Here is a 12,327-nt window from a genome sequence, read left to right on the forward strand (position 1 = left end):
GGGGGCAGAAGCGCTGAAGAACGAAGCAAAAAAACCTCATCGAATTCACGTTAACAGGACATCAATCTGATGAAGTTCTTCGCTTCGATGGTTGCATTTTCTGCCCCCCAAGCTGCCCATTCTGGGGAACTTTCAGACAAGAGAGACGGAATTTTTCATCCCTCATCCCTCCTTCGTCACTCCTCCACATAGCGATCGAGATCGCGCACTTGAGGATCGGGAAACTTCGTCAAAACGCGCCACAAAACGGTGTAACTACCATCCGATCGCCGACTCACCGGACGAAAGGCAAACAGCACATCACTGCTAGGCATCGTCAGAAGATCCTTGAGTCTCCGTCGCTCAGTGGGTAAGAGCGTGCGTCCCGAAGTGATGAGTTCGGGGACTTTGTATTGAATCGATCGCACCAGATAAGTTCGATTGGTGGCAGCAGGCGCTTGCGTCAGGAGCGGTTCGCTTAAGTTAAAGGCGGTGACCTTTCCGGTGATAAAGCGGCGGCGATCGACCTGAACGGCTTCTAACTCAGAGGGCGGACGATAGGTGTAAAAAAAACGCAGCGTTTCGGGAATCGCACTAAGTTTCTCAAATGGAGTTGCGGTCAAAGACTCGATCGCCACGTCTCCCAAATCGGTCATAAACCCATAATCTAAATCCGCCTGAATTAGCTGAAACAAATCACCCTCAACCCGAACCGCCAACCGGGGCGACAAGCCCTCTCGCTGGATCAACGTCGCCAACGGAAAGCGCTCTAACGCAGTAGGAAGCAGCCGATTTTGAGTATTAGAAGCGGTGCGGTAGACCTCAGTTGGCAACAAACGAGCAATTCCAGTCTCAGGTTGAGCGAGAAAGCTGGCGAAAGGCTTCGACTCAGACGGATAGAGATCGTAGGGATTGCGATCGCTCCGCGACGGCGGCACCGGAATCATAAATCGAGCCTCAGTCGGAAAAACGGACTGCACTTCAACTAACCGCTGTCGGCTGGACTGCAAAACAGACACAATATCGTCAGGAGACACAACCGCCGGGATCACAGAGGGAGTCTGATTCGCGATCGCAGTTTTGGCAATTTTGCCGACGATCGCAGGTTCAGCAATGGGCAGCTTTGGGTCAGACGGCGCGCTCAAACTCACCTGTCGAGTCGAACCCTGCGCGAATGCCCGTTGGTCTAGTCTGGCTCTCAAAGGATTCAACGCTTGGGTCGAGGCATAGAGCGCACAGTAGACTTGAGCTTCTTCGGGGCTGGCGGCATCGGTTCCAGCGATTTGACCATTGGTGCCAGCGGGCGGCGCACACATCACATTCGGTTCAGGAAAATTACTTTTGAGAAAGCGATCGACGGCTGAGGTGTAGAGAAAGATCTGCCCCCGGACGGCTCGAATGCGATTGGCATCAGGACTCACCAAAGCTTGCTCAATGCGATTTAGCAAAAACACCTGATCTTGAGCCAATTTTTGAGCCTGTATCCAATAGCTGCGGGAGGGGTCGTCAACGGTCTGAGTGGTACTTGCGGCAGCAGTTTGTTTGTAAAGCAAATTAAAGCAAGAGGCTACTAACACCAGCACAAAAAATCGACGCATATCAGGAACCCTCTTGCTACAGTCAAAACGCTGCGGTTATTTTCTCACTTCAGAGAAATTGCAGAACCACTTCTGAAAGTTTACTATTCAAGGCAATCATTGGAGTTAAGCTGGTTTAGTTGACCTGACAATCTTGTTGATTTCTTCACAACTTTATGAGTACCCAAACCTGTCCGGTGTGCGGAGTTAAGATCCTGCAAATCATTGGGGGCGATCGCGTCATCTTTTCGGCGGGAACCCCTGGCACCAGAGCAACTTTGTGGGCGAGAGTTTGTCAATATAATCAAAAGCCCGGCTGTATTAATCAAAATAAGGACGCGATCGGAGAAATCAAATCCAGCGATCGCTATCAATCTGATCAGTAACTTCTCTTAACAGTGCTCTACCTCAAAAAGGCGATTTAGTCCGACTCATGTATACGTATGCGTTCTTTAAGACTCCTGCACTGTCCTTGAATGTACTTCCTGGGATTGAGGGAGAGGTGCAAGTGGTGAATCGGGGTGAACTGTCTGCCTTAATAGAGCCAGATTTGGATCTCGAAGCGGTGCAAAGAGATGATAATCAGTTAGTCCAGGCGGTGTTGACCCACGATCGGATGATCTGCGAATTGTTTTGGCAGACGACGATTTTGCCGCTGCGGTTTGGTACATTTTTTGTCTCGCTAGACAGCTTGTTAGATCATTTAGAATCCAATCAAGCGACTTATCTAGCCAAGCTCTCTCAACTCGAAGGCAAAGCAGAATATCGGCTCAAAATCACACCTTTAGAGTCACCAGAAGATCCCCTTCCCCCGGACTTGAAGGGCAAACAGTATTTTCTCGCCAAAAAAGAGCAGTACGCAACTCAGCAGGCGCTAAAAAATCAGCAAATGTCCGAACTGCAAATTCTGATGTCGGCAATCGCTCAGTTCTATCCCGATCGCATTCTCACCGAAGCCAAAGCTGGAGTCGAGAAGCTGTATCTACTCGCCGATCGCCAGCAGGAAGCGACTTTGTACGATCGTCTACAAACCTGGCAAAACGAGTGTTCTCACTGGGAATTAATGCTAGGCGAAGCGCTGCCTCCGTACCATTTTGTTTAGGCTAACCCGCCAGCGTGATCACGACACTCAAAATAATCAAGCCAATCAGCACAATCCAAACTAAGTTACGACGAAACCAGGCTTTGCTGAGAAACTCGCCGCCATATTTGACAGGCTGACTTACAGGAGCCGCAATGTCCTGATACAACGTGCATTCTCGCGCATCGGGTCGCTTGGGAAATGTACAAGAATCATCCGCGTCGTAAACACAGGTTTTGCACAATGGTTCGATTCCCGTCGATCGATACAGCGGAATACCGGGATGGCCGTGAGCTTTGAGCGTCGTGCGGCAGTAGGGGCAAGCGATCGCTTTCGCATCAACGGGCTGGTGACAACGAGGACAGTCTGGCATGGGATAGAAGTGAGGAGTGAGGAGGAAAATCCTAATTTATTGTTAGCTGACTTCGGTTACAGATGGCCGTAGTTTAGAGGTGGTCGGTGAAAAGTTCAGCATTAGGGTGTACTTTGTTTGAAAGCTGAGTCCACCTCATAAACAAACCAATGGATGAAGTCGTTCTTGTCGAGTACGATCCACGCTGGTCACTCATGTTTGAAGAGGAAGCAGCGCGAGTTGCCAGCGTTTTGAGTAGAGATCTTGTCGTTCGCATTGACCATATTGGCAGCACGGCAGTACCAGGATTGGTCGCGAAGCCAATTATTGATTTGTTAGTGAGCGTTCAGTCTCTCGTTGCAGCACGGCAATCAGCGGTTTCTCCATTAGAAAAGTTGGGCTACTCCTATTGGTTCGACAATCCTGATCCTCAACGAATGTTTTTTGTCAAAGGTTTACCGCCCAACAGTCCACGTACTCATCATATCCACATTGTTGAATCGGGTAGTATATTGCTGGAACGCTTGCTCTTTCGAGATTATCTCCGAGAACATCCAGACGAAGCATTACGGTATGCCCAATTAAAGCACTGTCTTGCTGAACAGTTCCCAACTGACCGAGAAGCTTACACGAGTGGTAAAACAGAGTATGTACAGTCCGTAATGAAGAAAGTGCGACAAGAGCCAGCTAGTTGAGCGTGATTCAAAGACTTGGCAGTTGCGGATTTAAGAACGCGCTGGAGAGATATTGGGTGGAATTAGTCTGAGCGGCCCAAGAATTTTCTCACTTGATATTCGCTTTCTTGAGTAAAGGGGAAGGATTGACCCATCGCTGCGGTAAATTGGCGATCGGTTTCTACCAGTTCCTCAGTTGGAATTGATTTCCAGGCATCGTGGTCGGCCCAATGAATCACCATCACAATCTCGGTCGCGTCGTTGGGATTGATCCAGACTTCTTTACCGACAAATCCAGGATACTTTGAGAGAATAGGTGTCCAAATTTCAGTGTCTTTTTGGATGTACTGCTCTCGCAACTCTGGGGGCACGTTTACCTTTAGCCACTCGATCACCACGATTGAATCACTCACAGCGACAACGATTTAGACGTTAGCAGAGAAATCTACAAAAATCTGGAATTTCTTCCATTAGGAATAGGGCTAGACAGGGTAAAGTCAGAGTCGATCGAGGGACGGTAAACCCCTCTCTCCGACCTTCGTCCGATTTGACAAAATAAGAAAGTAGGCCAAAAAGCCTGGACTGTCAAAACCGCTTCAGCGTCCGACATAGGAATGCAAATATGGATAACAATTGGTTGACACAAATACTGATGATTGGGGTGGGCACGACTTCTCTGGTCGCCGAAAAGCTAAAAGAAGTGAGCGATGAATGGGTGAGAGACGGCAAACTCAACCCCGAACAGGCCAAAGGCTTTGTCGATGATTTGATGGCCCAACTCAAGCAGGGCAACTTTGAGGCGCAAATGCAGCGTCAGATGAAAAACGTTTTGCAAGATCTGGGTGTCCCCCGTCAGGCTGAAATGGACGAACTGCGCGGACGACTCGATCGCTTAGAACGTCAAATTCGAGATTTGGAAAACAAGCTCTGGAAATAGGGATGTGAGAAAATAAACGAGACACATTTCAGGAGGTCTGGTTTTGAAAGAGATTTTAATCAGCTTCGGGGTCATGGTGGCTTGCTGCGTCGTTTTGGTGGTGGCACAGGTTACCAATCGCACGACGGCGATCGCGGGCACCTTGCCGACCACAACTCAACCCACCGATGAACAGCCCGTTTTGGTCGCTGAAACTCCTAAGCCGATGGCGGCCCCCGTAACCCAACCGGAGACAAAAAAAATGGTGAAGACTGAATCAGGGCTGCAATATGTGGACGAAGTGGAAGGCACAGGGGCGGCTCCCCAACCTGGACAGACGGTGACCGTTCACTATACGGGGACGCTGACCGATGGCACCAAGTTTGATAGTTCTCGCGATCGTGGCGAACCGTTCAAGTTCAAAATTGGCGTGGGTCAGGTGATCAAGGGTTGGGATGAAGGGGTTGGCACGATGAAGGTGGGCGGCCGTCGTCAGTTGACGATTCCTCCAGATTTGGGCTACGGCACTCGCGGCATTGGCCCGATTCCGCCTAATTCAACTCTATTGTTTGATGTGGAATTGCTGAAGGTCGGTTAATAAACTGAAAAGTAATCTGAGTCCGTGGTCGGGAACGATCGCGGATTTTTTATGACCTTCTGAGATCCTTTAAGATCAAGCAGTGGTCTGCACCGTTTTTCTGTATCGCTTTTTATGTCTCAGTCGCTCAACCTGATCAGCGAAAGTCGATGTTTTGAGGGAACGATCGCGTTCTATTCTCACCATTCGACGACCTGCAATAGTCTCATGAAGTTCTCGGTCTATCAGCCTCCTCAAGCTGCGTTGGCTCCCGTTCCAGTTCTCTATTTTCTCTCTGGTCTGACCTGTAGCGAAGAAAATTTTATGGTCAAATCGGGGGCACAGCGCTTGGCGGCTCAAGTTGGGTTGATGCTTGTCGCTCCGGATACGAGTCCGCGCAATACGGGCACGCCTGGGGAAGATGACGATTGGGATTTTGGGACGGGTGCAGGATTTTATGTGGATGCGATCGTCGCTCCCTGGAATGCTCACTATCAGATGTATCGCTATGTCACTCAAGAATTACCGACGTTGATCGAGCAGAATTTCCCCGTTCTTCCTGATAAGCAGGGGATCTTTGGGCATTCGATGGGCGGTCATGGGGCATTGGTGGCAGCATTGCGAAACCCCGATCGCTACCAATCGGTTTCGGCATTTGCTCCGATCGTCACTCCCATTCAGTCTCCGTGGGGACAAAAAGCGTTTAGCCGTTATTTGGGAATGAATCAAGCCGATTGGCAAGCGTATGATGCGAGTGAGTTGGTTCGGGTTGGAAGGCGCGATCGCTTGATTCTCATTGACCAGGGAACCAGTGATTCTTTTCTCAACACGCAGCTATTCCCTCAGGCGTTTGAAAAAATTTGTGCTGAGGTTGGTCAGCCGCTCACCCTGCGAATGCAACCTGGGTACGATCACAGTTACTACTTCATTGCAACTTTTGTTGAAGATCACATTCGTCACCATGCAAAGTTTTTGTGCTCTTAAGCGTTTAACTAAGTACTTTCGGTAGCGTTCTAAATTCAATAAACTCGATGATTGCTAACTTCTCGCCTCACCAAGCTCTGATCGAACAGATTGATCTGATGATTCGGGCCCGCTATCCGTTGCTCTACATTGTTGCTGTCGAAGAAGAACCCGTTGAAGCCGTTTTGCAGCAAGTTGCGACTCAATCTCAGCCCCATCGCCTCGTTCTTTTATGGGATATCGTGCGGGGTTGGAGCGACAACGCGGCCGACAAAGGAACGGTAATGGCAGCGCTCAGTCGCATTGGTAAAACTGCCTCAGAAGACAACACAATCTACGTGCTGCGCGACTTACATCCGATTCTCAAAGCCTCAACCAGCGATAAAAATGCGCCCGTCGTGCGCGAACTCAAGAATCTGATGCGAGAACTCAAGCGCAGCCGAAGCACGATCGTTCTCCTCAGTCCCACGTTAGAACTGCCTGCCGAGCTTGCTGAACAGGTGACGGTGATTGACTTTCCCTTTCCGATCGCCGCTGAGATCGATCATCTAATTGCCAAGTTGGTGGCCCCCGAAAAACTCAAACTGACGGGACTGGCACGAGAACAACTAGTCAAAGCTTGTCAGGGATTGAGTCGATCGCGAATTCAGCAAGTTTTGGCCAAAGCGATCGCTGCCAAACAACAGGTGAATGAATCCGACATCGCAGGCGTATTAGATGCCAAAAAACAAGCCATTCGCCAAACGGGAATTCTGGAATTTTTTACCCCACAAGACTCGCTCAAAAGTGTGGGCGGATTGGACAATCTCAAACAGTGGGTGAGAATGCGTCAGGATGTGTTTACCGAAGAAGCGCGTCGCTATGGCATTCCCAATCCCAAAGGCGTGTTGCTGGTGGGCATTCAGGGCACGGGAAAATCACTCTCGGCAAAGACGATCGCCCACGAATGGCGGCTTCCTTTGGTGCGGTTGGACAGCGGCCGACTGTTTGGCGGAATGGTTGGTGAAAGTGAAAGTCGAGTCAGGCAGATGATTCAGTTGGTGGAAGCGATCGCTCCCTGCGTGTTGTGGATTGACGAAATCGATAAGGCGTTTGGCAATATCACCAGTGGCCGAGATGGCGATTCGGGGACGAGTCGGCGCGTGTTTGGCAGTCTCATTACCTGGATGCAGGAAAAAACGAGTCCGGTCTTCATTGTGGCGACGGCGAATAATGTCCAGATTTTGCCTGCCGAACTGATGCGAAAAGGGCGGTTTGACGAAGTGTTTTTCTTAAATTTGCCAACTCAAGCAGAACGTCAAGAAATCTTCAGAGTACATCTACAACGGCTGCGCCCCAATCGCTTGAGAGAATTTGACTTAGAAAAATTAGCCTGGACATCTCGAAATTTTAGCGGTGCCGAAATCGAACAGGTGATCATTGATGGAATGCACCGGGCCTTCGGAAAAAGTCGCACGGGAGAACGCCAAGATTTCACGACGATCGACATTCTAGACGCAATTCAAGAAACCGTTCCGTTAGCCTCAATCTCCAACGAACAGATAGAATCGTTACAACGCTGGGCAGAACAGGCAGGCGCAAGAAGTGCATCAGTTTGAGGTCTAAAGTTTAATCAGATTAGATACAGATTAAATACCAAGAGGTTTATGTCACACTTTACATCGATTAGAACGCAAATCAAAAATCTGGATGCCTTAAAAAGAGCGCTGTCCGATCTGGGATTCAAACAGGTTGAAATTCACAACACGGCTAGAAATCTGTATGGCTATCAGGGAGACGTGCGATCGCAAACCGCAGAAGTAATCATTCGTCGTCAGTTTGTTGGAGCGCTGAGTAACGATATTGGCTTCAAACAGCAGGCTGACGGAACCTATGAGGCGATGATTTCTGAATACGATCGCAAACACTATTCTCAACAATGGCTCAATCACTTAATGCAACGCTACGGTTATCACACCTTGATCAGTAGTGCATCGGAACAGGGATTTGCGATCGAAGAACAGGAGACCCTGGAAGACGGTACGATCCGCGTCGTCGTTGCTAAATGGAATGGCTGAGTAGGAGGGATGAGGGATGAAAGCAATTAGTTTATTTATACTTCAAAGTCCCCCAGAATGCAGGTTTGGGGTAGAAGCGCTCAATACCGCAGCGAAAAATCTCCTCAAACTCAAAGTGAAATCCCCAACCTCTCATCAAAGTCAGGGATCTCGCAGGCTTATGTTTTTGGAAGCTTATTTTTTAAAGGAAGCGGACTCCTGTAAAACTCACTTCCCTCAGTCCTAGCTGGCCACGTACTCGCGCACACTGGCCTTGCGACGACGCAGATTATCTAACGCTTGGCGCTCAAGCTGCCGAACGCGCTCACGGCTTAGATTCAACCGCTCACCGACCTTAGCTAGAGAAAGCTCGTGACCATCAGCTAACCCATATCGCAGATTGAGAACTTCTCGCTGCTGAGGAGTCAACTCTGTCATTAGATTCTCTAGATCGTGACGCAGAAATTCTTGCGCCAGATAAGTCTCCGGAGAAGGGCCGTCGTCTTCGAGCAGATCTTGTAGCTCGGTGTCTTGATTGTCGCCCACGCGCAGATCGAGTGAGACAGGCTGACGAGACATCAACAAAAACTCACGAATCTGCTCTGGCTCTAGCTCTAGCTTTTTGGCAATCTCACCTGCCGTCGCACTCCGACCCAGTTCTTGAGCCAGTTCGCGCTGGACTTTCTTGATCTTGTTGAGCTTCTCAGTGATGTGAATTGGTAGACGAATCGTGCGGGCTTGTTGAGCGATCGCTCTCGTAATTGCCTGACGAATCCACCAGTAAGCGTAGGTCGAGAACTTGTAGCCACGAGTCGGATCAAACTTCTCAACGCCGCGCTCTAAACCGAGAGAACCTTCCTGAATCAGATCTAGAAACTCAAGGTTGCGCTTTTGGTACTTTTTGGCGATCGACACCACGAGGCGCAGGTTGGCTTCGATCATCTTTTGCTTGGCACGACGACCGCGCTGGAAAATGCCATTGAGTTCTGGTTCGCTAATCGAAACATGCTCGGCAAACTCTTCTGAGGTCGGTTCGTGATCCAACGTCTTGGCAAGGGCTTCTTTCTTTTCTTGCAGCGCCATCATCTGCTGCACCTGCTTGCCATAAACAATTTCTTGCTCGTGGGTCAGCATCGGTACGCGACCAATCTCGTGCAAGTAAGTCCGAACCATATCTGCCGAAAAGGTGGACTTAGTAGTCTTTGATTTGGAATTGGCAGTGGCCATGGTTGCAGTGAACTCCGTAAACGAAAATCTGTGGGGCGATCTGAAATCTGTGGCGGACAAGCTTAACCATGCAGGTTAGCGAGGAGAAAGGTAGAGGTCATCTCTCCATGTAAAGAGGTCGAGAGACGGAACTTAAAAGCTACAAGGGTGAATGAGGATGTGGAGAAAGCTCAAACTCTGGATTCAACTGACCTAAAAAATGTGACGATCGCAGGTGAAGCTATATGTCGAAGTCAGTATGAGTTCATCTTTTATAGTATTACAAATTTTAGCTGGAGTAAAGGGGAATGAATTCACCCGACAGGATGAACCTGGAAACAATTTTCTAGCGATGAAACTAGACGGATTTGCAGTCAACAAACTGGACTTGGCGCTGAACAAGTGAGAAATTGGAGGGGAGGAACTGGACATTGGTGACTCTCTCTATAATGCCGTAGCAATCCATTCTTGAATAGTCTCGCCACATGAGGAAAACCGAACCTTTTCTTTGATAACTTGGAGGGGTAGCCGAACAAATATGAAAAGATAATGAAATGAACCTGAGTCCTTGTGATCTCTAGCTTTGAGCGATTTTGTTAGGGTGCGAAAGGTATCATTGAGGGGTTGAGTAAATTGGTTAAATAATTCTGCTATTTTCTACTAATACAGCAACAATATGACATGAGTATGTCACCAACCGATTTGGTCAGTTTGGTTGAGAAGTTTTAAGCTAAAAAAGCTGTAGAATCCTGTACTTTCAACGGATCAGACTGATTTTGACCTGACGAACAATCAACGGGCGATCGCACTTCAGAGCAACCCACCGCGGCTAGTGACGATCGTCATGAATCTCAAAGTTGTAACCAAAACGTACTACAAGATTTAACGTCAGTTCGATGAGAGTGACTCGCTTCGTTTCAATCGGCTTCAGCCCCCTAAATCCCCCACAAGTGAGGGACTTTGAACGAGAAATATTGTCTCAAAGTCCCCCAAAATTGGGGGGTTGGGGGGCAGAAGTGCTGAATAACGAAGTGAGAAAACTCCATCGAATTCACGTGATTTAGAATCCCAGATCAGCTTTAGCCGCTTCGGCCGCTTTAAACAGGGGGACATCGGGCATTTCTTCCCATGCAGTGTCGCCTACGGCGGCGTAGAAGGCATCGTCATAGGGACGGGTACGAATCACGACAGGCATCGGGACGGCATGACCGAGAATCAGCGCTTGCTGTTTGGAGTCGAGTTTGGCTAAAACCGATCGCAGACTTTGCCCGCCCGAAACTCCGGTAAAAATTGCGTCGATGTCTTTTTCGTCATTCAGTAGGGCGGTGATCCGGGTGCCGATCTGCGACATGACTTCGTTATCGATGCCAGAGGGCCGCTGATCGACGACCAAAAGCGTGACGAAATATTTCCGCATTTCACGAGCGATCGTGCCAAAAATCGTCTGCCCGACGGTAGCAGGGTCGAGAAATCGGTGCGCTTCTTCGATCGTGACGACTAGCTGACGAGGGCGATCGCTGACGTTCTTGGTTTGCAAAAATTTCTCAGCTTTGCGGACATACGCTTGGTGAATCCGTCGAGCAATGATGTTGGTTGCCAGCATATAAGAGAGCAAGTTGGACTGAGAGCCAAATTCCACAACGACGTGTTTGCCGTTTTCGAGACACTCCAGAACTTGATCGACGTAGTTATGGGGGCAACTGTTGCGGATGTATTTCAAATCGTCCAATCGGGTCAGTTTGCGCTGGAGTGCCATGATTGACGATTTGCTGCCCATTTTGGTTTCACAAAATTCTTGAATCTCGCCGTTGCTCATGGTCAGCAACCGATTGATCCAGGCTTTGCCAAACTCGTTTCTGAGAATCACGGCATTCTCTAGACTGGCTTCTGAAAGGTTCAATTCGCCGCGCACCAGCATCAGATCTTCGACTTCTAGCTGGTCGTAGCCGATATAGAGTTCTTGGGCATCTTTGACGCCGCGCCGCTTAGTCGAATCGGGATCAAGGGTAAACATTTTCACCTGTCCCGGAAAGAGTTGCCGCAGTCCTTTGACGGTACTAAACTGTTTGCCTTCGCGGGTCGCCTCCCAGCCGTATTCGGAGTGCATGTCAAAAATCAGATTCACCGCCGCCTGTTTACGGATGATTCCCGATAAAAGCAAGCGAGTCAGAAACGATTTCCCAGTGCCAGACTTGCCAAAAACGCCGTTACTGCGTTCGACAAAGCGATCGAGATCCAGACAGATCGGCACATCCATATCGATCGGCATTCCGATGGCAAAATTTCGCCGCGTCGGGTCGTCTTCCCACCCAAACACCGCCCGAAAATCTCGCTCGCTGGCATCAAACACCTGACTAAAGTGACTGGGAATCGTCTTCACCGGAAGCAATTCGATATCTGCGCTGGAATTCGCTTCATAAGAGGCAAGTTTTGAGTCTTGAGTTTTGCGCTTTGAGGTTGCTTTCTTCGGCTCTCCTTCAGTTGGAGTAAACATCAACATGGGGGTGAGGTCGATCGTGCCATACGTACCACTTCCAGCGAGAACTTCTTGCAAAAACGTGTTGCTCGGATCGGGGGGATTGGCGACAATGCGAGGGCTAGAAGTGCCGAGTGAAACGTCAGTGAGCATACAGAAAAAGCGCGATCGCACCCCTTGCACCACCAAAAATTTGCCCACGCGCATCTCTTCAACCGACACGTCAGCATGGAGGCGCACTTCTAGCCCCTGACTCAAAGAACCCTGAATCACGGAGCCTAATGGTTTTTCTGGAATCATGCGAATCACCGATCGACCTTCTGCCTGATCGTACCGCGATTCTTGTGAGTCAATACAAGCGTTCTATAGTTTAACCAACCTGCTGCTGCAATCTGTAAACAACAGTGGCGTAGTAGCGAATGTATTTTCCTTCGTTAACGTGAGTTCGACGGAGGATAGAAGCGCAAAAGGAAAGCTGAGACTACCGTTG

13 protein-coding genes are annotated in these 12,327 nt (G+C 49.2%); 8 read left to right on the plus strand and 5 right to left on the minus strand.

Annotated features, from left to right (window positions below):
* Window positions 1-176: 176 nt before the first annotated feature.
* Window positions 177-1,577 carry a hypothetical protein gene (locus ACKFKF_RS31740; RefSeq protein WP_446871383.1) on the minus strand — a complete coding sequence of 467 codons (1,401 nt, stop codon included), beginning with the start codon at window positions 1,575-1,577 and terminating at the stop codon, window positions 177-179.
* Window positions 1,578-1,732: 155 nt separating this feature from the next.
* On the opposite strand from ACKFKF_RS31740, the gene ACKFKF_RS31745 reads away from it, so the two are divergent.
* Both ACKFKF_RS31745 and ACKFKF_RS31750 read left to right on the plus strand, forming a co-directional pair.
* Window positions 1,733-1,942 (plus strand): hypothetical protein, encoded by a 210-nt coding sequence (locus tag ACKFKF_RS31745; RefSeq protein ID WP_446859197.1) that lies wholly within the window; start codon window positions 1,733-1,735, stop codon window positions 1,940-1,942.
* A 47-nt stretch (window positions 1,943-1,989) separates the two neighbouring features.
* A complete protein-coding gene (locus ACKFKF_RS31750) occupies window positions 1,990-2,658 on the plus strand; it encodes a GvpL/GvpF family gas vesicle protein (RefSeq protein ID WP_446871384.1) in 669 nt (222 codons plus the stop codon).
* Between the two features lies 1 nt (window position 2,659).
* On the opposite strand, the gene ACKFKF_RS31755 is transcribed toward ACKFKF_RS31750, so the two are convergent.
* Window positions 2,660-3,010: a zinc ribbon domain-containing protein gene (locus ACKFKF_RS31755; protein ID WP_446859195.1), complete on the minus strand. Its 351-nt coding sequence runs from the start codon at window positions 3,008-3,010 to the stop codon at window positions 2,660-2,662.
* A gap of 149 nt (window positions 3,011-3,159) precedes the next feature.
* Between ACKFKF_RS31755 and ACKFKF_RS31760 the strand changes: the two genes are divergently transcribed.
* Window positions 3,160-3,684 (plus strand): GrpB family protein, encoded by a 525-nt coding sequence (locus ACKFKF_RS31760; protein WP_446859194.1) that lies wholly within the window; start codon window positions 3,160-3,162, stop codon window positions 3,682-3,684.
* A 62-nt stretch (window positions 3,685-3,746) separates the two neighbouring features.
* Here ACKFKF_RS31760 and ACKFKF_RS31765 read toward each other — a convergent pair whose 3' ends face one another.
* Window positions 3,747-4,076 (minus strand): TIGR03792 family protein, encoded by a 330-nt coding sequence (locus ACKFKF_RS31765; protein WP_446871386.1) that lies wholly within the window; start codon window positions 4,074-4,076, stop codon window positions 3,747-3,749.
* 209 nt (window positions 4,077-4,285) lie between these two features.
* Between ACKFKF_RS31765 and ACKFKF_RS31770 the strand changes: the two genes are divergently transcribed.
* The 5 genes from ACKFKF_RS31770 (at window position 4,286) to ACKFKF_RS31790 (ending at window position 8,176) form a co-directional block, all read left to right on the plus strand.
* Window positions 4,286-4,600: a phasin family protein gene (locus tag ACKFKF_RS31770; protein WP_446871387.1), complete on the plus strand. Its 315-nt coding sequence runs from the start codon at window positions 4,286-4,288 to the stop codon at window positions 4,598-4,600.
* Between the two features lie 43 nt (window positions 4,601-4,643).
* Window positions 4,644-5,177 (plus strand): FKBP-type peptidyl-prolyl cis-trans isomerase, encoded by a 534-nt coding sequence (locus ACKFKF_RS31775; RefSeq protein WP_446871388.1) that lies wholly within the window; start codon window positions 4,644-4,646, stop codon window positions 5,175-5,177.
* 114 nt (window positions 5,178-5,291) lie between these two features.
* Window positions 5,292-6,140, plus strand: coding sequence for an S-formylglutathione hydrolase (gene fghA, locus ACKFKF_RS31780; protein WP_446871389.1), 849 nt, complete (start codon window positions 5,292-5,294; stop codon window positions 6,138-6,140).
* A 47-nt stretch (window positions 6,141-6,187) separates the two neighbouring features.
* Window positions 6,188-7,717, plus strand: coding sequence for an AAA family ATPase (locus tag ACKFKF_RS31785; protein WP_446871391.1), 1,530 nt, complete (start codon window positions 6,188-6,190; stop codon window positions 7,715-7,717).
* A 48-nt stretch (window positions 7,718-7,765) separates the two neighbouring features.
* On the plus strand, window positions 7,766-8,176 hold the full coding sequence (locus ACKFKF_RS31790) for a DUF1257 domain-containing protein (protein WP_446871392.1): 411 nt from the start codon (window positions 7,766-7,768) through the stop codon (window positions 8,174-8,176).
* 222 nt (window positions 8,177-8,398) lie between these two features.
* Here ACKFKF_RS31790 and ACKFKF_RS31795 read toward each other — a convergent pair whose 3' ends face one another.
* Both ACKFKF_RS31795 and ACKFKF_RS31800 read right to left on the minus strand, forming a co-directional pair.
* Window positions 8,399-9,382 (minus strand): RNA polymerase sigma factor, RpoD/SigA family, encoded by a 984-nt coding sequence (locus ACKFKF_RS31795; RefSeq protein ID WP_446859187.1) that lies wholly within the window; start codon window positions 9,380-9,382, stop codon window positions 8,399-8,401.
* Between the two features lie 1,039 nt (window positions 9,383-10,421).
* Window positions 10,422-12,137: a helicase HerA domain-containing protein gene (locus ACKFKF_RS31800; RefSeq protein ID WP_446871393.1), complete on the minus strand. Its 1,716-nt coding sequence runs from the start codon at window positions 12,135-12,137 to the stop codon at window positions 10,422-10,424.
* Between the last annotated feature and the right edge of the window lie 190 nt (window positions 12,138-12,327).

The organism is Phormidesmis sp. 146-12, from assembly GCF_052939495.1.

What these genes read in the sequence shown, in the direction of transcription:
- ACKFKF_RS31785 (WP_446871391.1), top strand. Translation starts at nt 6,188, where the DNA reads ATGATTGCTAACTTCTCGCCTCACCAAGCTCTGATCGAACAGATTGAT.
- ACKFKF_RS31790 (WP_446871392.1), top strand. Translation starts at nt 7,766, where the DNA reads ATGTCACACTTTACATCGATTAGAACGCAAATCAAAAATCTGGATGCC.
- ACKFKF_RS31745 (WP_446859197.1), top strand. Translation starts at nt 1,733, where the DNA reads ATGAGTACCCAAACCTGTCCGGTGTGCGGAGTTAAGATCCTGCAAATC.
- fghA (WP_446871389.1), top strand. Translation starts at nt 5,292, where the DNA reads ATGTCTCAGTCGCTCAACCTGATCAGCGAAAGTCGATGTTTTGAGGGA.
- ACKFKF_RS31740 (WP_446871383.1), bottom strand. Translation starts at nt 1,577, where the DNA reads ATGCGTCGATTTTTTGTGCTGGTGTTAGTAGCCTCTTGCTTTAATTTG.
- ACKFKF_RS31770 (WP_446871387.1), top strand. Translation starts at nt 4,286, where the DNA reads ATGGATAACAATTGGTTGACACAAATACTGATGATTGGGGTGGGCACG.
- ACKFKF_RS31800 (WP_446871393.1), bottom strand. Translation starts at nt 12,137, where the DNA reads ATGATTCCAGAAAAACCATTAGGCTCCGTGATTCAGGGTTCTTTGAGT.
- ACKFKF_RS31750 (WP_446871384.1), top strand. Translation starts at nt 1,990, where the DNA reads ATGTATACGTATGCGTTCTTTAAGACTCCTGCACTGTCCTTGAATGTA.
- ACKFKF_RS31760 (WP_446859194.1), top strand. Translation starts at nt 3,160, where the DNA reads ATGGATGAAGTCGTTCTTGTCGAGTACGATCCACGCTGGTCACTCATG.
- ACKFKF_RS31755 (WP_446859195.1), bottom strand. Translation starts at nt 3,010, where the DNA reads ATGCCAGACTGTCCTCGTTGTCACCAGCCCGTTGATGCGAAAGCGATC.
- ACKFKF_RS31795 (WP_446859187.1), bottom strand. Translation starts at nt 9,382, where the DNA reads ATGGCCACTGCCAATTCCAAATCAAAGACTACTAAGTCCACCTTTTCG.